24 protein-coding genes and 1 pseudogene are annotated in these 19,850 nt (G+C 62.9%); 12 read left to right on the top strand and 13 right to left on the bottom strand.

Annotated elements, in window-relative coordinates; translation table 11 throughout:
- Nucleotides 1-39: 39 nt before the first annotated feature.
- Both JQ621_RS04310 and JQ621_RS04305 read right to left on the bottom strand, forming a co-directional pair.
- Nucleotides 40-834: a class I SAM-dependent methyltransferase gene (locus JQ621_RS04310; protein WP_212233155.1), complete on the bottom strand. Its 795-nt coding sequence runs from the start codon at nucleotides 832-834 to the stop codon at nucleotides 40-42.
- 219 nt (nucleotides 835-1,053) lie between these two features.
- Nucleotides 1,054-2,628: a hypothetical protein gene (locus JQ621_RS04305; protein ID WP_212233154.1), complete on the bottom strand. Its 1,575-nt coding sequence runs from the start codon at nucleotides 2,626-2,628 to the stop codon at nucleotides 1,054-1,056.
- A gap of 266 nt (nucleotides 2,629-2,894) precedes the next feature.
- Here JQ621_RS04305 and JQ621_RS04300 point away from each other — a divergent pair, with 266 nt between their 5' ends.
- Nucleotides 2,895-3,347 (top strand): DoxX family protein, encoded by a 453-nt coding sequence (locus tag JQ621_RS04300; RefSeq protein ID WP_212233153.1) that lies wholly within the window; start codon nucleotides 2,895-2,897, stop codon nucleotides 3,345-3,347.
- 3 nt (nucleotides 3,348-3,350) lie between these two features.
- On the opposite strand, the gene JQ621_RS04295 is transcribed toward JQ621_RS04300, so the two are convergent.
- The 4 genes from JQ621_RS04295 to JQ621_RS04280 all read right to left on the bottom strand — a co-directional run bounded on the left by JQ621_RS04295 (nucleotide 3,351) and on the right by JQ621_RS04280 (nucleotide 7,488).
- A complete protein-coding gene (locus tag JQ621_RS04295) occupies nucleotides 3,351-3,905 on the bottom strand; it encodes a dihydrofolate reductase (protein WP_212233152.1) in 555 nt (184 codons plus the stop codon).
- Nucleotides 3,906-3,912: 7 nt separating this feature from the next.
- Complete coding sequence (locus tag JQ621_RS04290) at nucleotides 3,913-4,917, bottom strand: polysaccharide deacetylase family protein (protein WP_212233796.1); 1,005 nt, start codon at nucleotides 4,915-4,917, stop codon at nucleotides 3,913-3,915.
- Between the two features lie 165 nt (nucleotides 4,918-5,082).
- Entirely contained in the window at nucleotides 5,083-5,649 is a 567-nt protein-coding gene (locus JQ621_RS04285; RefSeq protein ID WP_212233151.1) for a glutathione peroxidase, read from the bottom strand.
- Between the two features lie 90 nt (nucleotides 5,650-5,739).
- Nucleotides 5,740-7,488 carry a L,D-transpeptidase gene (locus JQ621_RS04280; RefSeq protein ID WP_212233150.1) on the bottom strand — a complete coding sequence of 583 codons (1,749 nt, stop codon included), beginning with the start codon at nucleotides 7,486-7,488 and terminating at the stop codon, nucleotides 5,740-5,742.
- A 209-nt stretch (nucleotides 7,489-7,697) separates the two neighbouring features.
- On the opposite strand from JQ621_RS04280, the gene JQ621_RS04275 reads away from it, so the two are divergent.
- Nucleotides 7,698-8,246 (top strand): CreA family protein, encoded by a 549-nt coding sequence (locus tag JQ621_RS04275; RefSeq protein ID WP_212233149.1) that lies wholly within the window; start codon nucleotides 7,698-7,700, stop codon nucleotides 8,244-8,246.
- A gap of 11 nt (nucleotides 8,247-8,257) precedes the next feature.
- Here the strand turns inward: JQ621_RS04275 and JQ621_RS04270 are convergent, their stop codons facing one another.
- On the bottom strand, nucleotides 8,258-8,440 hold the full coding sequence (locus JQ621_RS04270) for a hypothetical protein (protein WP_212233148.1): 183 nt from the start codon (nucleotides 8,438-8,440) through the stop codon (nucleotides 8,258-8,260).
- Between the two features lie 319 nt (nucleotides 8,441-8,759).
- On the opposite strand from JQ621_RS04270, the gene JQ621_RS04265 reads away from it, so the two are divergent.
- Nucleotides 8,760-8,924 carry a hypothetical protein gene (locus tag JQ621_RS04265; RefSeq protein ID WP_212233147.1) on the top strand — a complete coding sequence of 55 codons (165 nt, stop codon included), beginning with the start codon at nucleotides 8,760-8,762 and terminating at the stop codon, nucleotides 8,922-8,924.
- 33 nt (nucleotides 8,925-8,957) lie between these two features.
- Complete coding sequence (locus JQ621_RS04260; RefSeq protein ID WP_212233146.1) at nucleotides 8,958-9,323, top strand: hypothetical protein; 366 nt, start codon at nucleotides 8,958-8,960, stop codon at nucleotides 9,321-9,323.
- A 3-nt stretch (nucleotides 9,324-9,326) separates the two neighbouring features.
- On the opposite strand, the gene JQ621_RS04255 is transcribed toward JQ621_RS04260, so the two are convergent.
- Both JQ621_RS04255 and pdxR read right to left on the bottom strand, forming a co-directional pair.
- The gene (locus tag JQ621_RS04255; RefSeq protein ID WP_212233145.1) at nucleotides 9,327-9,584 is read right to left on the bottom strand and encodes a DUF6719 family protein; all 258 of its coding nucleotides are present in this window, start codon (nucleotides 9,582-9,584) and stop codon (nucleotides 9,327-9,329) included.
- A 68-nt stretch (nucleotides 9,585-9,652) separates the two neighbouring features.
- Entirely contained in the window at nucleotides 9,653-11,116 is a 1,464-nt protein-coding gene (gene pdxR, locus JQ621_RS04250; RefSeq protein ID WP_212233144.1) for a MocR-like pyridoxine biosynthesis transcription factor PdxR, read from the bottom strand.
- 74 nt (nucleotides 11,117-11,190) lie between these two features.
- Here pdxR and JQ621_RS04245 point away from each other — a divergent pair, with 74 nt between their 5' ends.
- The 7 genes from JQ621_RS04245 to JQ621_RS04215 all read left to right on the top strand — a co-directional run bounded on the left by JQ621_RS04245 (nucleotide 11,191) and on the right by JQ621_RS04215 (nucleotide 17,726).
- Nucleotides 11,191-11,916 carry a pyridoxamine 5'-phosphate oxidase family protein gene (locus JQ621_RS04245; RefSeq protein ID WP_212233143.1) on the top strand — a complete coding sequence of 242 codons (726 nt, stop codon included), beginning with the start codon at nucleotides 11,191-11,193 and terminating at the stop codon, nucleotides 11,914-11,916.
- A 53-nt stretch (nucleotides 11,917-11,969) separates the two neighbouring features.
- On the top strand, nucleotides 11,970-13,247 hold the full coding sequence (locus tag JQ621_RS04240; RefSeq protein WP_212233142.1) for an ArgE/DapE family deacylase: 1,278 nt from the start codon (nucleotides 11,970-11,972) through the stop codon (nucleotides 13,245-13,247).
- Between the two features lie 299 nt (nucleotides 13,248-13,546).
- On the top strand, nucleotides 13,547-14,356 hold the full coding sequence (locus JQ621_RS04235; protein WP_212233141.1) for an alpha/beta hydrolase: 810 nt from the start codon (nucleotides 13,547-13,549) through the stop codon (nucleotides 14,354-14,356).
- A gap of 33 nt (nucleotides 14,357-14,389) precedes the next feature.
- The gene (kynA, locus tag JQ621_RS04230) at nucleotides 14,390-15,229 is read left to right on the top strand and encodes a tryptophan 2,3-dioxygenase (RefSeq protein ID WP_212233140.1); all 840 of its coding nucleotides are present in this window, start codon (nucleotides 14,390-14,392) and stop codon (nucleotides 15,227-15,229) included.
- Nucleotides 15,230-15,239: 10 nt separating this feature from the next.
- Nucleotides 15,240-16,442, top strand: a complete 1,203-nt coding sequence (gene kynU / locus JQ621_RS04225) for a kynureninase (RefSeq protein WP_212233139.1) — start codon at nucleotides 15,240-15,242, stop codon at nucleotides 16,440-16,442.
- A gap of 121 nt (nucleotides 16,443-16,563) precedes the next feature.
- The gene (locus tag JQ621_RS04220; protein WP_212233138.1) at nucleotides 16,564-16,962 is read left to right on the top strand and encodes a PaaI family thioesterase; all 399 of its coding nucleotides are present in this window, start codon (nucleotides 16,564-16,566) and stop codon (nucleotides 16,960-16,962) included.
- Nucleotides 16,963-17,114: 152 nt separating this feature from the next.
- Nucleotides 17,115-17,726 carry a GNAT family N-acetyltransferase gene (locus tag JQ621_RS04215; protein WP_212233137.1) on the top strand — a complete coding sequence of 204 codons (612 nt, stop codon included), beginning with the start codon at nucleotides 17,115-17,117 and terminating at the stop codon, nucleotides 17,724-17,726.
- A 74-nt stretch (nucleotides 17,727-17,800) separates the two neighbouring features.
- Here JQ621_RS04215 and JQ621_RS04210 read toward each other — a convergent pair whose 3' ends face one another.
- Nucleotides 17,801-18,106: a hypothetical protein gene (locus tag JQ621_RS04210; RefSeq protein ID WP_212233136.1), complete on the bottom strand. Its 306-nt coding sequence runs from the start codon at nucleotides 18,104-18,106 to the stop codon at nucleotides 17,801-17,803.
- 95 nt (nucleotides 18,107-18,201) lie between these two features.
- Nucleotides 18,202-18,882, bottom strand: a complete 681-nt coding sequence (locus JQ621_RS04205) for a DUF2161 domain-containing phosphodiesterase (protein WP_212233135.1) — start codon at nucleotides 18,880-18,882, stop codon at nucleotides 18,202-18,204.
- Nucleotides 18,883-19,012: 130 nt separating this feature from the next.
- On the opposite strand from JQ621_RS04205, the gene JQ621_RS04200 reads away from it, so the two are divergent.
- The gene (locus JQ621_RS04200; RefSeq protein ID WP_212233134.1) at nucleotides 19,013-19,360 is read left to right on the top strand and encodes a GrlR family regulatory protein; all 348 of its coding nucleotides are present in this window, start codon (nucleotides 19,013-19,015) and stop codon (nucleotides 19,358-19,360) included.
- A 6-nt stretch (nucleotides 19,361-19,366) separates the two neighbouring features.
- Here JQ621_RS04200 and JQ621_RS36110 read toward each other — a convergent pair.
- Nucleotides 19,367-19,619, bottom strand: a pseudogene (locus JQ621_RS36110) (ParE family toxin-like protein).
- Nucleotides 19,616-19,813 carry a hypothetical protein gene (locus JQ621_RS04195; protein WP_212233133.1) on the bottom strand — a complete coding sequence of 66 codons (198 nt, stop codon included), beginning with the start codon at nucleotides 19,811-19,813 and terminating at the stop codon, nucleotides 19,616-19,618. The pseudogene JQ621_RS36110 and the gene JQ621_RS04195 overlap by 4 nt, the downstream one beginning before the upstream one ends.
- Between the last annotated feature and the right edge of the window lie 37 nt (nucleotides 19,814-19,850).

The following is a 19,850-nucleotide window of genomic DNA, read 5'->3' as shown; positions in this document are numbered from 1 at the left end:
CTACCGGTGCGATCACCCACCGTGCGGATTCCGTATCATTCACTCTGCCGCTTCCGCGGATCCGGCGAGCCGAGATCGTCGTTGGGCGTCGCGTTGAGCAACATCCGGCTTTTGCAGGAAGATCAGCAGGGCGATCTTGAAGTAATCCGGCGTCAACGTGTTGATGAACTTGAACATCCGGTAGAGCCAGAGTTTGCCAAAATAGTAAGCTGGCTCCGCGTCCCAAGCGATCACGCAATGATCGTAACCGGGAAAACATCGCTTCAGCGCCGCTTTCGTGTTCATTCGATAGAATGTCGGGAAAACGTCCTCTTCCTTGCGGCCCGGTTGGGAATTGCGGACGACCCTGAGCTTGATGGCTTCCGGCATCAACTGGCTGGTGATGGCCAGATAGCCGAAGCGGTTAGGTGTCCGCGCGCAGATCCAGCCTCCGGGGGCCAGGACACGGTCCATCTCGGCGGCCACCGCGGAAGGCGTGCCGATATGCTCGAAGGTGAAATCCGAGATGATCACGTCGACCGATTGGTCCGGAAGTGGCAGCTTGCCATCGGGGCCGATCACGAGCGCCCGGTCTAGTCCGGGATTGGTCGTCACCACCGGGTCGATGTCGGCCCCGATCACCTCGCGCACGCGCCCCTTGAAGATTCGGATGTCACGACGGAACGTGACCGGATCTTCAAAATGTGCGCCGCGGCCGGCGCCGAAGTCGAGAACAACCGAGTCCGGTGTCAACAGCGCCTGGATACGCTGAAAGAATTGCACGGTCGAATCGAGGCGTGAGAAGCCTCCCGCCTTCACTTCGGGAAACACGCTCGCCGCCACTGCATCGATCATGATACGCTCCAAACGGGGCTCTCGGCGGGGACGCGCACCCGAATTCCCGTACAATAGCCGATGCGCACGAGGCGGTGGCCTCCGGCACAGCCGATCGCCTGAGCTCCCGGTGACTGCTTTACACGGGCAATGTGACGGTCACTTGAATGATGAGATAGTCGATAACATGACACCAAGGAGCCCGCGAGCCGCTGCGTGGCTCGCGGGATTTCGGACGTGCTAAAATTGAAACAGGCCTGATGATATGACGCCGCTGGCTTTGATGTTTTGGTAGCCAGTGGGATTTTCATGGATACCATCCGCGACATCGGCTCCATATTCGCTGCCGCTGGCGCAAAGGCTGGCGTATAGAGTCCCGGTGCCTGACCAACGCGTGCTGTCATAAGTTGACCCATACAGCTGGACTTGCGAGTCGGTTTTCGCATCAATCTGGTAAACCCCGGCGCCTCCGCCGGTTGCGGTCACCGCCACGTAATCGCCAACATTGAGCCCCGTTGCCGAGGCCAGTGTCGCCGTAACTGACGCCCTATCATAGGTCATGAAAGAACTTATGCCGTAAGGCAGACTCTTCCACAGGAACGAACCGGGGGCAGACTCCTGAACCGCGGCAGTGTCGATGACCGTGACACCATCCAGCGGAGGAAGTGTGGTCTGCTCCAGTGGTTGGCTTGGATCCCGCAGCCAAGCGTTGAAGTTCACGAACTCGGCTTGTTGAGGTACCGGTGATTGACTGACCGTGCGGGTCCAATAGTCATTGGCGGGCGCGTTTGTAACGGGATCGATCGTTAGTGTGAAAATGCGGTTTCTGGGCTTGCCCAACCCTGACCAAAAATACTCCTTGTACTTCGCGAGCTGTAGCGCGGATATCCCGCTTCCACTACTTCCACTGTGGAGAAGATCGTTGCCGCCGAAATCCTCAAGGACATGCGAACAGTACGAGACGAGCTGAAGACGACGTGATCCCCATTCGGCAAATCCTGTCAGCGTCTCGCTTCCACGCGCTGTCTGTATGTAAGCAAAGTTCGGTCCGATTGAACGCTCCATGCTGCCGATATAACCGCTGCCGTCGGCATAGTTGTCGCCAACACCCACCACGCGACTGGCTCCCATCAATGCGATTGTTGGTTTTGACGTAAGCCCGACGACCGCAAGTGGCCGGAACGCGAACTGGTTCGCCTGAGGGGAGGGACTTCCATAGGTGTTTTTCCGGAAATCGGCCGCGTTCAGGCTGCTGATGGCGTTTGTTGCGAGATCCACGCCAATATTGCAGGCCCACATTTCGCCGTTCTCGAAATCGATCAAGCCACGAACGCGATCGCGATAAATGATACCTTTGGGATTCTTTTGCTGAATCCAAATCCAGATCTGTTGTCCATTGCTCGCCTGGTTGGTAATCGGATCGGAAACAAGGTTGAATCCGCCGCCGACCGATGCTTCCGCATCGCCAGCAAACATGATTCGTGTAAGTGGTTGACCCTCCGCCCATTCAATCGCGGCGGACAAGGCCGTGCTTCCAGGTTGCGGCACTTCATTGGCGACATTCGACGGCGCGGTCACGTACCAAGTCGGGATGATCACTTGGAAGGTCGGCGGCGTGTCCCGCATTCGGAGCGGCGTGCGCGACAGAGAACTTGTTCTGGTTGGATCGTAGTTATCGGCGAGAGCGGATCCGGTAGTAACGGGGCCGACATAGCGCGCGCACATGGTTGTCGCAGCTCTGGCTACGGCCGGAGCAAGCAACAGGCTACCCGCCAGAAAATTCCGTCGGCTAGGGCGTATTGATTTGTGAGACATTGGAGCTCTCCAAGACATTCTTTCATTGCCCACCGCATGGGCGACCGAGGAGATGAATAGCGTTTGTTGGATATGTTATAAATTATGATAAGCAACCATAAGAGGACACGAGCGTTGACCTCACTCTCGAAGGAGGCGGGCACGGCATGCGGGCCACCCACTGCCAGCGGTCGCAATTTCCGATTTCACCGTTTGAAAACCTCGTACGGACGCTTGCTGATCTGCTCTAGGGTCTAGTAGTTTGGTGCTTTGCTGAGAGGCCGATCATGCCAGCGTTCGTGACTTTCGGGCGAATCCTGTTCGCCGTGTTGTTCATCTACACGGGCGCGACCAAGCTCATCGCCATCCAGGCGACGGCCGATTTCATCGCCGGCAAGATCGCGGTCCCCGATGTGATCGCGCCCTACGCCAAGCAGGTCGAGGCGGCCACCGCGATGACCACCCCGCAGCTCCTGGCGATCGCGATCGGCGGGCTGGAGATCGTCGCAGGCCTGATGATCGCCCTGAATTTTGGCGCGCGCTTCTTCGCGATGCTGATGGTGATCTACATCGCGGTGTCGACCGTCCTGTTCTCCGATTTCTGGAATCAGGCGGCGCCCGAGAATGCCAAGATGGTGGTCGACGCGCTGAAGAATCTCTCGATCATCGGCGCGCTGTTCATGATCATGGGCTTTGGGCGGGCAACGCGCTCGGCCGAGACGGCCTATGGCGACGTGTAGGCGCTAGCTCGACCGCCGCCACGGCGTGACCGTGACGTCATGTGCCGCGTCGAGCAGGTAGGGGACGCCAGGCTTCATCCCGTGCGAAGCCAGCACCTCGTGCGGCGTCCGCTTCGGTACATCGACGAAACAGCCTTCACCGCCGGGCAATCGCACATGTGGCGCTTCCGACAGCCAGAACGTGTCGTAGCGGTCCATGAACATGTCGAATACGACGGGGCCTCCGATGATCGCGACTCGCCCCGCGGCAACGTCGGCAAACGCGGCGGCCTCCTCGAAGCTTGCATGTGCCGGATTCCACAGCGTCGCGTTCGGCATTTCCGGGTCGACGGTGAGGGTCTTGATCTTGCGGGTGGCGATCAGGCGCTTGCGCTTGGGCGAGTTCGTCTGCTGCTCATGCGAGTTGCGGCCATGCACGATCAGCGCGGCGCGATCGAGCGCCTGCTCGAAGAACAGCTTGTCGCCTTCGAACTTCAGACTGTCGGGCATGACATGGCTGGCGTCGGCAAGCATGCCGTCCGCCGAGATGATGACGTAGCCTTCGAAAACGAACGCCACGTGACGACTATTCGGAAACGGTCGTCACCACGGAATTGACCGGACGCGTGCTCACCGTCGGCAGCTTGACGTCCTTCATCAGTTCCTGGTCGTATTCGGGCAGCGAGGCGACTGGCGCCTTGGCGCGCATCGCTACCACCTTGTAGCCTCCGGCCTTGAGGCGGTTCAGGAGCTCGGGCAGGGCTTCTGCGGTGTGCTTCTGGAAGTCGTGCATCAGGATGATGCCCTTGCCCTTGTTTTCCAGCCTCTTCATCACAGTGTCGATCACCTTCTCGGGCTTCGAGGCCTTGAAGTCGAAGGAGTCGATGTCGCAGGAGAAGATCGCGACGTTACGGTTGCCGAGATAGGTGACCATCTCCGGTGGATGCTGCAGCGCCGGGAAGCGGAAGAACGCTGCCGGCGAGATACCGCCGAGCGCCCATTTCACGGCGCTGATGCCCTTCTCGATCTCCTCCTTGCGCTGCGCTTCGCTCAGCTTCTTGTCGTTGAGGTTGGCGTGCGACCAGGTATGGGTGCCGATGGTGTGGCCGGCCGCGTAGACCTGCTTCAGGATCTCAGGCTCGTAGGTGGCGTGCTTGCCGATCGAGAAGAAGATGCCGGTGGTGCACTGGTCGGCGAGCGCCTTCAGCACGGCCGGCGTGTTGCGTGGCCAGGGACCGTCGTCGAAGGTCAGGACGACCTCCTTGTCGCGCAGGAAGTCCAGCTCCTTGAAGTGCTCGAAGCCGAAGCCCGGACCGCCTGTGGTGTCGATCTCCACGGTGCGGGCGACGCCCAGCGCGTTTGGATTATTGCAGGCGGCACGTGCCGGCTGCGGGGCCTGTTGCGGCGGGGGTGGGAAGGCGGCGGCCGATTGCGCAGCGGCCGCTGCCGGAGCCGCGGCAGCGGCTGGGGCGGCCGCCGGGGCGGCTTGCGTGGCGGCCGCCGGTTTTGCGGCCGGGGTTTGCGACCACGCCGCGCCTGTCAGCGCAACAGAGATCGCGCTTGCCAAAATCAGTTTCGCCGCCACGTGCATGGTGTTGTCCTCGAGATTGATCCCGTTGTTCCGCCGCGGCTTTTCGCCTCCGGCAAAACCTGTCCTGCCCCTCATCATCCTAGCCTAGATGCTGCTCTATCGCCATTGCAACGGCTGTTTGGCCGTTCGCCACAATTGTGCCCAGGCCGGTGTGAGCCAGAGCCGTCAGCTATCGGCCAAGGATCGGGCGATCGCCGTCTTGATGCGCGTGTCGGTGGGCTCGACGGCGGACGGAAACACCTCGGCGATGTAGCCGTCGCGACCGATCAGGTATTTGTGGAAGTTCCACTTCGGAACCTCCTTCGGCCGCGCCTCGGCGGCCCACTTATAGAACGGATGTGCCTTTGGCCCGACGACAACGGCCTTGGCGGCGATAGGGAAGGTAACGCCGTACTGGTGGTGCGCGGTCTCCGAAATCTCGCTGGTGCCACCAGGCTCCTGGCTGCCGAAATCGTTGGAGGGTACGCCGATCACGGTGAGCCCACGCGCGTGAAATTCGCTCCAGAGTGCCTGCAAGCCGGCATATTGCGGCGTGTAGCCGCACAGCGAGGCGGTGTTCACGATCAGCAACGGCTTGCCGGTGAAGGCGGCGAGCCTGATGTCGTCGCCCGACAGGGCAGGGAATGAGAAGGCGTAGGCCGGGATCCGGCTCATGCCAATGTCAGCCAGCGCACGCGTTGCAGAGGCGGAGGTCGCCAGCATCGCGGCGAGCATGGTTCGGCGGTTCAGCATGGCGAGTCCCCCGGATGTGATCGGGACGCAGTCTACCCCCGCGATGCGACAGGCCTGCTCAACACCGCGTTATCCGGGACGGCGGAGCGCTCAGTAAAGACGGACGATGAAGTCGGTGCCTTCGCCGGTCTCGCCCTGGTTGATGCCCTGGTCGGAGACGATCACAGAGCCGCCGGTGGTGAGCATCTCGTTGATCTTCGCCATGGCGTCAGCGGGGATCGTGATGCGATCCAGCGCCTCGGCCGGGCTGTCGGGCGTAACCACTGGCTTTGCGGCCACGGGAATCACGGCCGCACCACGCTGGCGGCGCACCACGCGACCGTCGTCATCGCGCGCGGCGGCGCGAACGGCGACCGGCAGCGACACCACCGACCAATGCAGCGCGTTGGAATCGGTCTTGTCGACCTCCGCGGTGAAAACGTGCGTGCCGAGCGGACGGTCGCTTGCGGCGATCGTCACGGGCACATCGAACAGCGGCGCAAAGTTCTGCCGCACATAGAGCTTGGAATCCTTGCGGCTGATGAACACCGCAATCTGGCCGGTCCGCTTCGGCAAATCAGGCTTCACGGACGGCGCGGGATCGGCGACGCGGGTCTGGTCCTTCTTCGCGTCCGGCGACGCCGCCACGGGCGCGTCGGGCTTCTTTTCAGGGGCGGCGGCCTCAGCCTTGACCGGCTCAGACTTGACCGGCTCAGATTTGGCAGGCTCGGCAGCGACTTCCGCCTTCGGAGCGTCGACCTTCGGCGCAGCGCCCGGCTCCGGATTCGCGGCCTCGACCTTGTCGGCAGTCTTTTCGTCCGCGCCTGCCTTGGGTGCCTCCGCAGCTTCAGCGGGCTTCGCTTCGGTGCTCGCCGCGTCGGCGGGCTTCATGGCCTCGTCGGTCTTCCCGGCCGTGTCGTCGGGCTGCTTCGCCGGCGCGGAAACTTCACCGGCCTTGGTATCGGGCTTCACGTCTGTCTTCACATCTGTCTTGGCGGCTTCGTCGCGGACCAATGCATTGCCCGTGGTCGCGTCCGACATCACAGTGTGGCCGACGGTGGAGCGCAGCTCGAGCACTCCGTCAGCGCTGGCGGTTTTGGTTTCGACCGGTCTGTTCTCAGTGACCTTGGTCTCCGGCGCCCCCTTGTCCGCCTTGTCGCCGACGCTTGTCGTCGGCTCGAGACTTGCTGCCGGCTGCGGCGGAACGCGCAGCGAGGCGAGCATCGGGTGCGAGAAGCTTTGCGGCGTCATCTGGCCGGGCGAGACGATGACGCGCGCGCCCATCTTGGTCCAGTTCCACATCTTCACCGCAAACGCCATCGGCATGCGGATGCAGCCGTGCGAGGCCGGATAGCCCGGCAGCACGCCGGCATGCATGGCGACGCCGGACCAGGTGATCCGCTGCATGTACGGCATCGGGGCGCCGCTATAGATGTTGGAGTGGTGGAACTTGTGCTTCTGGATAACGCTGAACACGCCCATCGGCGTCGAGTGGCCTTTCATGCCGGTCGACACCGGCGATTCCGCGAACACGCCGTTGGAATCGTAGATCGTCACCTTCTGCCGGTCGATCGATACGACGATGACGAGCGGACCTTGCGGCTTCGCGCCGGTCTCCTTCTCGACGAGCGCCTCGTCCTTATTCTTGGCCGCCGACCCGCGCTTCTGGGGCTTCTGTCGCAGCTGTTCAGGGTGCCGCTCTTGTGGGTAGTAGTAGGATGTGCCCGAATAATCCGGCGTGTAATAGAACGCCGCTTCTGCCTGGCCGGTCGTGCCGATCGCCCCCACGGCTGTCAGAAAGGCGAACTGCCACAGCCGTGCCGGCGCGGTCGAAAAACGGGACCCGTTCACGCTATTCATTCCTCGAATCCACAATCCAAATCTGACGTTAGTGTCGCAGAGGGGATACGCGTTCACCAGCACGGCAGTTCTGCCGTCCGCTACTTTTGTCCAAGACGTAGCAAAAAAGCCTCACAGAGCGGTAAACGGCGGCCGGGCCGGCTTGCGGTCACCTTCCTGATTGGGCGCCCGCTTCCTACATTGCGGGGACCCGTTACCGGAGAAACTTCATGTCATCTCGTTTCCCCGGTCTTTCCAGCATCCGCTTGAAAGGCCTCGCTTTATTCCTTCTGGCTCTGGTCGCGCCAATGGCTTCCGCGCAAGCTGCCGACGAACCGGATCTGATTTTTCGCCGCTCCACCGTGTTCAAATGGATGAGCCCGAACGACAAGCTTGCGACCTACGGCCTCGACGACCCCGAGGTCGAGGGTGTGGCCTGTCATTTCACGGTACCGGAGAAGGGCGGCTTCAAGGGCTGGCTCGGTCTTGCCGAGGAGGTCTCGGACATCTCGCTGGCCTGCCGCCAGATCGGTCCGATCAAGTTCAAGGACAAAATGGAGCAGGGCGACGACATGTTCCGCAAGCGCCGCTCGCTCTTCTTCAAGAAGATGCAGATCGTGCGCGGCTGCGATGCCAAGCGCAATGTGCTGGTCTACATGGTCTATTCGGACAAGCTGATCGAGGGATCGCCGAAGAACTCGACCTCGACGGTGCCGATCATGCCGTGGGGACCGGCGGACGCGAACATCCAGAAGTGCGCTGACTTCTTCACTCAGTGACGCGCTTGCGTTCACTCAGTGACGCGCTTGCGGCCGGCGCCTGGTTTCGCAAGGTGCGAGCCGCTGAGCCGGACGAAGGCCTGCGGCACGGCCTCGTAGCCGCGGTCTGATTGCAACGCCATCGCGCCGGGTGAGCCGGCGCGGTCTATAGTCTGCGCCGCGTCGCGCGCCGTTGCGCGATCTTGCGCCGTCATGATGTCCATCCCTTTGGTTTGCGGCTCTCTTCAGCAGAAAACCGTAAAATGCATGTGAAGCTCGGACGTCGCCGATATGACCGCGCCGCCTCAAGTTGCGCGGGGAGTTGCTCCCATGCAGGTTCAAGCCGTCAGGCGCCTTGTCTGAAATGATTGACGTTTTCCGGGGATTGTTTCGTCCCACCGCAGGCGACGAAACAATTCTGACCGGGAACGAAACCATTTTGGGCTTTTGGCGCATCACGGGAGAAACCGCGGATGGTTATCAGCTTCACAACAACGACGGCACGCCGCCGGCCACGCAACCTGGGACAACACCATGCGCGCGCTCAGCTTCATCCTCGCTTTCGGTTTCGTCCTTGCCGGTTCCTCGTTCGCCGGTAGCCCGGACGGCAATCTGCCCGGCATCGGCACCTTCCAGTACAGCGGCTCCCCGATCAGCGCCCCGGCGCAGCAGCCGATCGTCCTGGCGGCGCGCTTCTGATCCTCAACAAGAAAATCAGCCGGCAAGGCCATCATGTATCTTCGTTTATGCGCCGCGGCGTTCCTGTTCCTTCTGACCATCGGCTCCGTGCAGGCGCAGGTTCGCGGAACGAGCCGGCTGCCAGATCCGCGGACTGAATTCGTGAGGCAATGTGCTCCGCGCATGCTGGGACGCTGGGAGCATCCGGAAGAGGTCTGCGGCTGCTTGCACGATCACGCCGCGGCAATGGTCGAGGATCGCGATCTGCGCGAGGCGCTGCTGCGCGGCATCAGCGAGACCGGCGTGCCCACCATTGAGACCGATTGGGTGCCGGTGGCAAAGCAAAGCGAGATCGGCGCGACATTCACCAGGATCGCCAAGCCGACCCTGCAATGCATGTTCGATCCGGCGAAGTCTTAACCGCTATTTGGTACTCGGACCGAACCGCGCCACGCAGGACGCCGTTCGCACCACGCCTTTGTCGGTCATCTTGGAGCCGCGCACTTCCTTGATCTGTCCGGCCGGACAGGTTCCGTCGTCGACCATGACGCGCTGACCCAGCTTGAGATCGACGATATCCTGATCACGTCCGACCGTGGTCGCGTGTGCGGTCAACGCGAGGCCAGTGGACATCAGGAGCGAAAGACAGGTTGCGCGGCCAAGTGTGGTGACAAGTGACATGATGAGGGATCCCGGAATCAGTGCCGCGATGTTAGGGACCGGCCTCCGATTTTGATAGCGAAGCTTTGTCACTTCCGCAGGGCCGACTTGCCTCCGGCACGCATGGCGGCGCGCGCTTCTCGCGCCAGCCGCTCCGCGGACGCGACGAGACGTGGAACCGCGTGCCCCGAAAATCCCAGCACGAAACCGGCCAGTGGCCGGGCCCGCGCATAGGTGTCCGCGAGCAGCCAGCCTTCCACGCCTGCGGCCTGCTTCGCCTCGGTCGCGACCGCCGGGGCGACCGACGGATCGAACCGCGCCACGAGGTGCAGCCCCTGCGACGGCACCGGGACCGACAGCGCGCCATCCGATGCTGCTTCCAGCGTCTCGGCCAGCGTATCGCGCGCCTCGCGATAGAGTTTTCGCACGCGCTTCAGGTTCGCTGCGAACGCGCCGGAATTGAGCATGTCGGCGACCGCGCCTTCCATCAGGGTTCCGGGAAAACGGTCGAGCGCGGCGCGGGCGGCCGTGACGTCCGCCATCAGGTGCTCGGGCAGGGCGCAATAGCCGATGCGCAGGCCCGGAAACAGCGTCTTGGCAAACGTGCCCATGTAGATCACGCGCTGGAGCTGATCGATGCCGGCGAGCGACATTAGCGGCGCACCGTCATAGCGGAACTCGCTGTCGTAATCGTCCTCGAACACGAACGCGCCAGCCTGTTTCGCCCAGTCCAGCAGCTCCAGTCGACGCGGCATCGACATCTGCACGCCCAGCGGAAACTGGTGCGATGGGGTCACGTAAGCCGCGCGCGCGGACGGCGCGGCGGTGCGTCCCTTCGAAACTCGCAGGCCGTGCGCGTCGACCGGGATGGGCACCGTGCGATAGCCGCATTGCCCTATGGTCCGGCGGGCGATGGGATAGCCGGGGTCCTCGCACCAGACCTGATCGTTGGCCTTCAGGATCGCGCCGAGAACGATGCGCAGCGTGTGCAGCGTTCCCGATGTCAGCATGATCTGGTCGGGCTCGCACCGGAGCCCGCGCGCCGACAGCAGATGATCGGCGATCGCGACGCGCAACTCACGGCTGCCGCGCGGGTCGCCGTAATGCAGGTGCTCGCTGCCGAAGGCGCGCATGCGCCGGCCGACGAGCGCGCGAAAGCGCTGCACCGCGCGCTCGTCAATATGCGTGCAGCCGAGCGCAAAAGCGCCTTGTCGCGGCGCCTCGACCATGACCTTCGGCTTCTTGGCTGCTGCGGCGCGCGCGGGAATGCGCGCGGCCACGAACGTGCCCGAGCCGACGGTCGCCTGCGCAAACCCATCGGCGATCAGGCGCTCATAGGCGGTGACCACGGCATTGCGCCGAAAGCCGGTCTGCCTGGCCAGCGTGCGCGAAGGTGGCAGCGGCTCGCCTGATTTGACGAGGCCGCCGACGATCATCTCGCACAGCGCCTGGTACAGCCGGTGCGCCGAGGAGGCGCCGGCGGTGATGTGCGGGCCGGTCAGATCGAGCGGCAGCTCGGCCTTGCCAGGAGAATTGGTCGGAATTTTTTGCATGGAATTGGCACTATCGCAGACCAAATGCGTCGCTACAACTGCCTGGAATTGTTCCAGACACGACAGGAGCGGCCGTGAGCCAGACTGAGAGCCAGAATTCCTATCCGACGTCGGCGCGCAATCAGGTCAAGCGCAGGCACGACCGCGGCTTCTACGATCACGCGACCGTTCACCGCATCCTGGATTCCTCGATGATGTGCCACGTCTCCTATGTCATCGACGGTCAGCCCTATTGCACGCCGACCTTCTTCTGGCGCGAAGGCACGAAGCTCTACTGGCACGGCTCCAGCGCAAGCCGCATGCTGCGCAACCAGACCAAAGGCGAACGCGTTTGCCTGACGGTCGCCCATCTCGACAGCCTCGTGCTGGCGCGCTGCGGCTTCAATCACTCGGCCGACTACCGCGCGGTGATGGCGTTCGGCAGCGCCTATCTCGTCACCGATCCCGCGGAGAAGGAGCGGGCGGCGGTCGCGATGGTCGACCGCTTCTTTCCGGGTCGCACCGCGAGCCTGCGGGCCAGCAACGTCAAGGAGATCAAGGCGACCTCCTTCATCGCGATGGAGATCGAGGAGGCCTCGGCAAAGGTCCGCGCCAAGGGCGTCGCCGATGACGAAGAGGATTACGAATTGCCTGTTTACGCCGAGCGCATTCCGGTCCGCACCGTGCTCGGCGCGCCGGAGCCGTGTCCGCGGCTGCTCGATGGGGTGAGCCGGCCGGCGACGCTCAATGGCTATTCCGAGGGCCGACTGCTCGAAGATGCATTGCGGGATGCTTATTTTGTGGAGTACCCGAACGGCTGAAATCGGCTAGCTTGCGCGCATCGTTGACCAACTGGATGCCCGGAGTTTGCCTGATGAATGCCGAAACGCAGCAGAGGATTCTTGACGCCGTCGACGCCGGCTTCGAAGCCCAGCTTGCGACCACGCGCGATTTTGTCGCGATCCCTTCGACCCGCGGGGCGGAGGGACCGTGCCAGGACATGATCGGCGACCTCCTGCGTGCGCGCGGCTACGAGGTCGACGACTGGCACATCGAGGTCGACGATCTCAAGGATTTGCGCGGGTTTGGCCCGATCGAGCATGACTTCTCCAAGGCGCGCTCGGTGGTCGGCACCTATCGCCCGACAACCGAGGCCGGCAAATCGCTGATCCTCCAGGGGCATTGCGACGTTGTGCCTGCGGGACCGCTGGAATTGTGGGAGACGCCGCCGTTCTCGCCTGTCATCAAGGACGGCAAGATGTTCGGCCGCGGCGCCTGCGACATGAAGTCGGGCACCATCGGCGCGCTGTACGCGCTGGATGCGATCAAGGCGGCCGGCCTGAAACCCACGGCGCGGATTCACTTCCAGTCGGTCATCGAGGAGGAGAGCACCGGCGTCGGCGCGCTGTCGACGCTGCAGCGCGGCTATCGCGCCGATGCCTGTTTCATCCCCGAGCCGACCGCCGGAAAGATGGTGCGCTCGCAGGTCGGCGTGATCTGGTTTCGCCTGAGGGTGAAAGGTCACCCCGTCCATGTCGCGCATGCCGGCTCCGGCGCCAACGCAATCATGGCGGCGTATCATCTGATCCAGGCGGTGCAAAAGCTGGAGATCGAATGGAACGAGCGGGCAAAAGCCGATCGCCACTTCAAGACGCTCAACCATCCGATCAATTTCAATCCTGGAATCATCAAGGGGGGCGATTGGGCGTCCAGCGTGCCGGCCTGGTGCGACGTCGATTGCCGCATCGCGATCCTGCCGGGCTGGTCGGTCGCCGATCACCAGAAGGAGATTTTGGCCTGCGTCGCCGCCGCCTCGCGCAACCACCGTTTCCTCGCCAACAATCCGCCGGAGGTCGAATGGTCCGGCTTCCTGTCGGAAGGCTATGAATTGACCAACTCTGCCGCGCCGGAGGCCGCATTCGGCAAGGCCTTCAACAAAGTCTATGGCGGCGCGGTCGAGGACCTCGTCTTCACCGCACTGACGGACACTCGCTTCTACGGCCTCAACCACGGCATCCCCAGCCTGTGCTTCGGCGCCAGTGGCGGGGAGATGCACGGCTTCAACGAATTTATCGAGCTGGACTCGCTGAAGAAGACCACCAAGGCGATGGCGCTGTTCATCGCGGAGTGGTGCGGGGTGGAGAAAGCGTAGCCACGGGAACAGCTATCTCCATCGTCATTGCGAGGAAATCGCGACAAAACTGCGTAGCAATCTTGCGCTGATGCGACGACGCAATCCAGAGCGTTCCCGCGGAGGCAGACTGGGTTGCCTCGCTGCGCTCGCAATGACGGAGTGTGCTGCCGGCCCCCGTCCGGATGGGAAATATCCTGCCGTTCGTTGCCCGAAACCCGGGCTTCTCCAAATCCTTTAAGCTTAAAATAAAGACTAGGATGCCGCCGCCTCTGGTGGCAAACTAGCGCCGGATTGCCGAGTCCGTCGAGGAAGACACGATGCGCGATTGGGATGATGCTTATGCCAATTCGGCCCATATCCCGGGCTCGGACAAGATGCCGGCGCAATGGGCGGAGCGGGCGGCGGCCTATCGGGCCGGGCTGAAGGGTTTTCGTCCCGACATCGCGTATGGTCCCGGCGAGCGCCAGCGTTTCGACCTGATCCTGCCCGATGGCGACAGCAAGGGTCTCGCCGTGTTCGTGCATGGCGGCTACTGGATGCGCTTCGACAAATCGACCTGGACGGATCTTGCCGAAGGCGCCCGGCATCACGGCTGGACCGTGGCGCTGCCGAGCTACACGCTGACACCGGCCGCGCGCATCTCCGACATTACCGCCGAGATCGCAGCGGCAATTGCGAAAGCGGCCTCGCTCGTCGCAGGACCGATCCGGCTCGCCGGTCATTCCGCCGGCGGTCATCTCGTCACGCGCATGCTCTGTGACGATAGCCGGCTCGAACCTGCCGTCTTCAACCGCATCGCCGGCACGCTCTCGATCAGCGGCCTGCACGATCTGCGCCCGCTCCTGAAGACCAGGATGAACGAGACGCTGCGCATGACCATGGAGGAGGCTACGCTCGAAAGCGCTGCGCTGCACCTGCCGCGCGGGCATTCGCCTGTGACCGCCTGGGTCGGCGGCAGCGAACGGCCTGAATTCATCCGTCAGTCTGATCTGCTGGCCAACATCTGGACCGGCTTCGACGTGCCGACCCGCCTCGTCGTCGATCCCGGGCTGAACCATTTCACCGTGATCGACGGACTGAAGGATCGGTCATCGCCGATCACCGCGCGCCTGATCGGGCTCGACTGAAGGAACGGGGATGGTCGATCGAAAGGACATGTCATGACGTCCAGCGATTACGATCCCGCACAGGAAGGTGCCGAGACCGATTTCACCCTGCGGATGTCCTATGGCGATTACCTCGCGCTGGATTCGATCCTCGGCGCGCAGCATCCTCTCTCGGAAGCGCATGACGAGATGCTGTTCATCATCCAGCATCAGACCACCGAACTGTGGATGCGGCTTGCCATCCACGAACTCAGCGCCGCACGGCGTGCCATCGCCAGGGACGAGGTGTCGCCCGCCATGAAGATGCTGGCGCGGATGTCACGCATCTTCGAGCAGCTTAACAACGCCTGGGACGTGCTGCGCACCATGACGCCCAGCGAATATACCCGGTTTCGGTCGCAGCTCGGCCAGTCCTCGGGTTTCCAGTCGAGCCAGTACCGCATGATCGAGTTTCTGCTCGGCAACCGCAACCACGCCATGCTGAAGCCGCACGCGCACGATCTGGAAACGACCAGGCTGCTCGAGGCCGAGCTCGCGACGCCGAGCCTGTATGACGAGGTGCTGCGTCTGGCGGATCGCAACGGGCTGAAGATGCCGGCGACCGTGCTGGCGCGCGATGTCCGCGAGACCCACAGCTTCAGCGAGGGCGTGCTGCAGGCTTGGCGTATCGTCTACGAAGCGCCGGAGACGCACTGGATGCTGTACGAGCTTGCCGAGAAGCTGGTCGATTTCGAGGATTATTTCCGGCGCTGGCGTTTCAACCATGTCACGACAGTCGAGCGCGTCATCGGATTCAAGCGCGGCACCGGCGGTACCGGCGGCGTCAGCTACCTCAAGCGCATGCTGGAGGTTGAACTATTTCCCGAGCTCTGGCGCGTCCGCACCATTTTGTAGAGATGTGTCCATGACCAGGCTTCGCGTCTACGACGACACCAGGGCGCTGTTCCATCTGCCTCACGGCGTGATCTATCTCGACGGCAATTCGCTCGGTGCGCTGCCGCTCGGTGTCGCCGAGCGTGTTGGCCACGTCATCACGGCCGAGTGGGGCAACGAACTGATCCGCGCCTGGAACACCGCGGGCTGGTATGCCCAGCCGCGCCTTGTCGGCGATCGCATCGCGCGCCTGATCGGCGCCGAAGCTGGTTCCGTGATGGTCGGCGACACGCTGTCGCTCAAAGTCTACCAGGCACTTGCCGCCGCGCTCGACATGAACGCGTCGCGCAAGGTCGTGCTGTCCGATACCGGCAACTTCCCGACCGATCTCTATATGGCCGAGGGCCTGATCGCGACGCTCGGGCGTGGCCATCAGCTGCGCCTTGTGGCACCGGAGGAGATCGAGGATTCGCTGTCGGAGGAGATCGCCGTCCTCTACGTCACCGAAGTCGACTATCGCACCGGCCGCCGCCACGACATGGCGAAGCTGACCGCGATGGCCCATGGGTTTGGCATCGTCACCGTCTGGGACCTCGCCCATTCGGCCGGTGCGCTGCCGGTCGATCTCGCCGGCTGCGGCGCCGATTTCGCGGCGGGGTGTACCTACAAATACATCAATGCCGGCCCCGGTGCGCCGGCCTTTCTCTACGTCTCGCCGCGCCATGCCGACGAGGCGCGCGCCGCTCTCTCCGGATGGATGGGCCACGCAAAACCGTTTGCGTTCGAGCTTGCCTATGCGGCCGCCGGCGGTGTCGAGCGCATGCGCGTGGGCACCCCGCCCGTGCTGGCGATGGCGGCGCTGGAGGCTTCGCTCGATATCTGGGACCGTGTCGACATCAAGGAGGTCCGCGCTCGCTCACTGGCGCTCGGCGATCTCCTGATTGCGGAAATCGAACGTCGGTGTCCGGATCTCAAGCTCGTTACCCCACGCGCGCACGAACGCCGCGGCTCACAAGTCTCCTTCGCTTTCGACGGCGGCTACGCCGCGATGCAGGCCTTGATCGCCCGCGGCGTCATCGGCGACTTCCGCGCGCCAGAGATCATGCGGTTCGGGATCACGCCGCTCTACATTGGCGAGAGCGAGATCATCCGCGCGGCCGAGATCATCGAGGAGGTGATCAAAGGCGGAGTGTGGCGACGGCCCGAGTATCAGGTCGTCAATGCGGTGACGTGAGCAGGGCGCGCGTTCTCCGCCGCCGAAGCGCCGATGTCATGCTGGCCATGACCTCTGACGTCATTGCCTTGCCGCACAAAGCCATTCACGCTGAGACAACAACGAATTGGGAGGAGATCCGATGACGCCGCTCGAAAAGCTCAAAGCGATGAAGATGCCGTTTGCCGAGCTCAAGGGCGTCGAGTTTGTCGAGGCTGAGCAGGATCGCGTGGTGGCGCGGATGATGGTGCGGCCCGATCTCTGCACGGTGCATCATACAATTCATGGCGGCGCGGTGATGGCACTCGCCGATTCCGTCGGGGCGGCCGCAACCGTGATCAACCTGCCTGAAGATGCCAAGGGCACGACCACGCTGGAGAGCAAGACCAATTTCATTGGTGGCGCCAAGGAGGGAACCACCGTGATTGCGATCGCCACACCGGTCCATCGGGGCCGCCGGACCCAGGTCTGGACGACCCGGCTGGAGACTGAGGACGGCAAACTGGTGGCCGTGGTGACCCAGACCCAGCTGGTCCTGTAAGACTACGGAGCCTTGATTTTGTTAACGAATTAGTCGTTCCAGCTGCCTCAAACTTGAGCAGGTTCCCGTCTTGAAAAATTTGCTGCGACGCACAATATAGGAGGCCTAGGGATTCGAACGCCTCCTCGAGGGACACCAAGAGGAGTTTTGACGTGACACTTGAAAAGATCTCTCGCGCGGCGTCTGTTCCGGGCTATGTGCGAACCCTGAGCCAGCAGGAAGAGTTGCCGCTTTTGCGCGATCACCTGCTCAGGCTCGATGCCGAAAGCCGGCACGACCGCTTCAACGGTTTTCTCGACGACAGTTTTATCGAGCGCTACGCCGCCCGCTGTGCGGATGATGGCACCGTGATCGTCGCCTATATCGTTGACGGTGTGGTCCGGGGGGCCGCCGAGCTGCATCCGCCGGAGGGCGATTCGCTCCCCGAAGTCGCCTTCAGCGTGGAAGCCTCCGCCCGCCGTCAGAACGTCGGCACCGTGCTGTTCAGCCGCCTGATCGCGGAAGCGCGCTGGAGGGGCTACAAGAGTCTGCGCATCACCACCGGCGCGGAGAACCACGCGATGCGCGCGCTCGCCAGGAAGTTCGGCGCGCACCTGCAGTTCCGACACGGCGAATCCACCGGCACGATCGATCTGACCAAGACTCCCCAGGATGAGCTTGCCGATCTCGCAGCGGCACCTTTCAAGGCAGGGCGCGCGCTGCTCAGCTTCAACTCGACCTGCTGGAAGCTGCTCTCCAGCATGTACGGCAATCGCGCGGCCTGAGGTCAAAGACTTGGAATCAAAAAGCGGACCGGCGAGGCCGGTCCGCTTTTATATTGGTAAGGGGGGATGAGCGCTCAGGTGCCGGTGCGCTTGTCGTTGCCGAAGCGGCGGACGACCCGGCGCTCGACCACCACGGAGCGCTGTGCACCCTGTTCGCCGGCAATCACGCGTGTCGCGGTGATGCGGCTGTTGGTGCGCGCCTGCTTCTTCACCTCGGCCTGAACGACATCGAGCGGCATGCCCATCAGTGCAGCGGCGATCTCGGCCTGCTGATCCTGGTCGTCGGTGATGCCGACGGCGGCGAAGATTGCCTCGTCCAGGGTGGGCGGGTCGTGGCGGACGCGCCGCGTGCCATATTTGGTATTCCAGTCTGCGCTCATAACGGCCTCGTCTTGATGCCGGGATACCTAGTGCCCTACATGTTGCATTGCAATATCAAATCGGTGTGGCATCTCAGCTATGCACCGGTCGGGTGTCATGACGGTGACGCAGCGCCCTTCTCAAGACATTGTTGTGGCCAGCGTTTCAGCGCCGCATGCCCTGCCTGGGTCAGTCGGTAGATGCCTCGGTCGGCACGCTCGAACCAGCCATACACATTGTTAAGCAAGATCTTGCCCGCATCGGGACAGCGCTCCCGCAGGTCGCGGACGCGCCGCGGGCCCTCGGCAAGTGCTGACGCGCAGGCCAATGCCTGCTGCCGGTAGGCCGTCATGATGGGCGCGCGGGTGCTGCCGCCGAGCACGGGATCGCCCTGGCGGCGCTGATGTTCAGCCACGAGCCGCGAGCGCGTCTTCGGCTCACGGCGCGGAGCAGCCGTCGGCGGCTTCACCAGCACCTCGACCTCGCCTTTATCGGTTACCCCGAGCATGCCGAAGCCGAGGCGGCGACAGAGATTGCGATAGCGCGCATCGCTCTCGCGTCCCTTGCCGCGCGCCGACATTTTCGCCGCGATCCAGATCTCGTCACCCGCCGGTGCCCGATCGACCGCCTGCAGGATCAGCTCGAGATTAAAGGCGAGCTTGAGCTCGCCGATCACCACGACAGGAGGATCGCCGGCGCTGAGGCCCACGAGATCGCAGCCGCGGACCTCCCCCTTCACGTCGAAGCCGAGCCCTTCGAGGAATCGTTTGACGGGAAGATAGAGCGCGGTTTCCAAGGCAAGCTTCCGGCCGGAGAATCAGTTGTGGCCAGTCTAGCCCGGATCGGACCAGGGGCTGATCGGCATTTGCCCGGATGCGGGGAAGCCAGCTATATCAACGCGCGGGAACCGGTGGACGCTCGCGAACATGACGATCAGGAACGGGCTTTATCACATCCGGATCGAGTTTCTCGATAGCGTCCAGGGCGGCAATCAGGGCGTCATGGTGCTGCGCGACGGCACCATGCGCGGCGGGGATTCCTTTTTCTTCGCCTATGGCAGCTACACGTCCGTCGACGGCAAGTGGAAGGGCGAACTGACCAACGAGGAGCATTCGCCCACATTCGATGAACGCCCGGTGTGGGGCCGCAAGGTCGTGACCATCGGCTTCAGTGGCACCTACACCGACGAGACCGCTTACGGCGAAGGCATCGCGCTCGCCGGCAAGCAGAGCATCCGCTTCAAGGGCAATCTGCGGCTGCTGGTGCCGGATTGACGCCCTTCAACCTACGAGACGGTCGTAGTCTGCGTGCGAGCCGATCCAGAACCACGTAGGCATCCTCGGATTTGACAGCCAGGGCACGATAGCGAAGTCCAACTCTGGCGGACCAATATCTTCCGACTTGTTTGAACTGAAGCGAGGGATGATTGGCATCGCTCTTCAGGAGCTTGAAGTTGGCATCGGCCAGCCGTCGAACTTGCACGGGCAAAGCCTCATAAGCCTTCCAGAATCTCGGCGACGCTGTGTGCTTCACAAGTCGCGAGTTCGGCCAGCGCGATAAGCGCTCAGCGCCTCCTCTGCAAACGCGTCGAGCTTTCCCGCCTGGGCGTCTTGCTCCAAGGCCTGATCAAAGCGTTCAGCGTCAAACTGTTCAAACCAAGCACGAAACCGTGCCAATTCGTCAGGCGCCAGTTGTGCGATCGCTCGCTCAATATCTTCCGTTGTCATAGGCCCAAATATAGCAGCCCGGTATACGTTGCAAAAG

Source organism: Bradyrhizobium manausense (genome assembly GCF_018129685.1).
In the GTDB taxonomy this organism is placed as follows: domain Bacteria; phylum Pseudomonadota; class Alphaproteobacteria; order Rhizobiales; family Xanthobacteraceae; genus Bradyrhizobium; species Bradyrhizobium manausense_D.
This window is presented reverse-complemented; position numbering and strand designations above follow the sequence as displayed.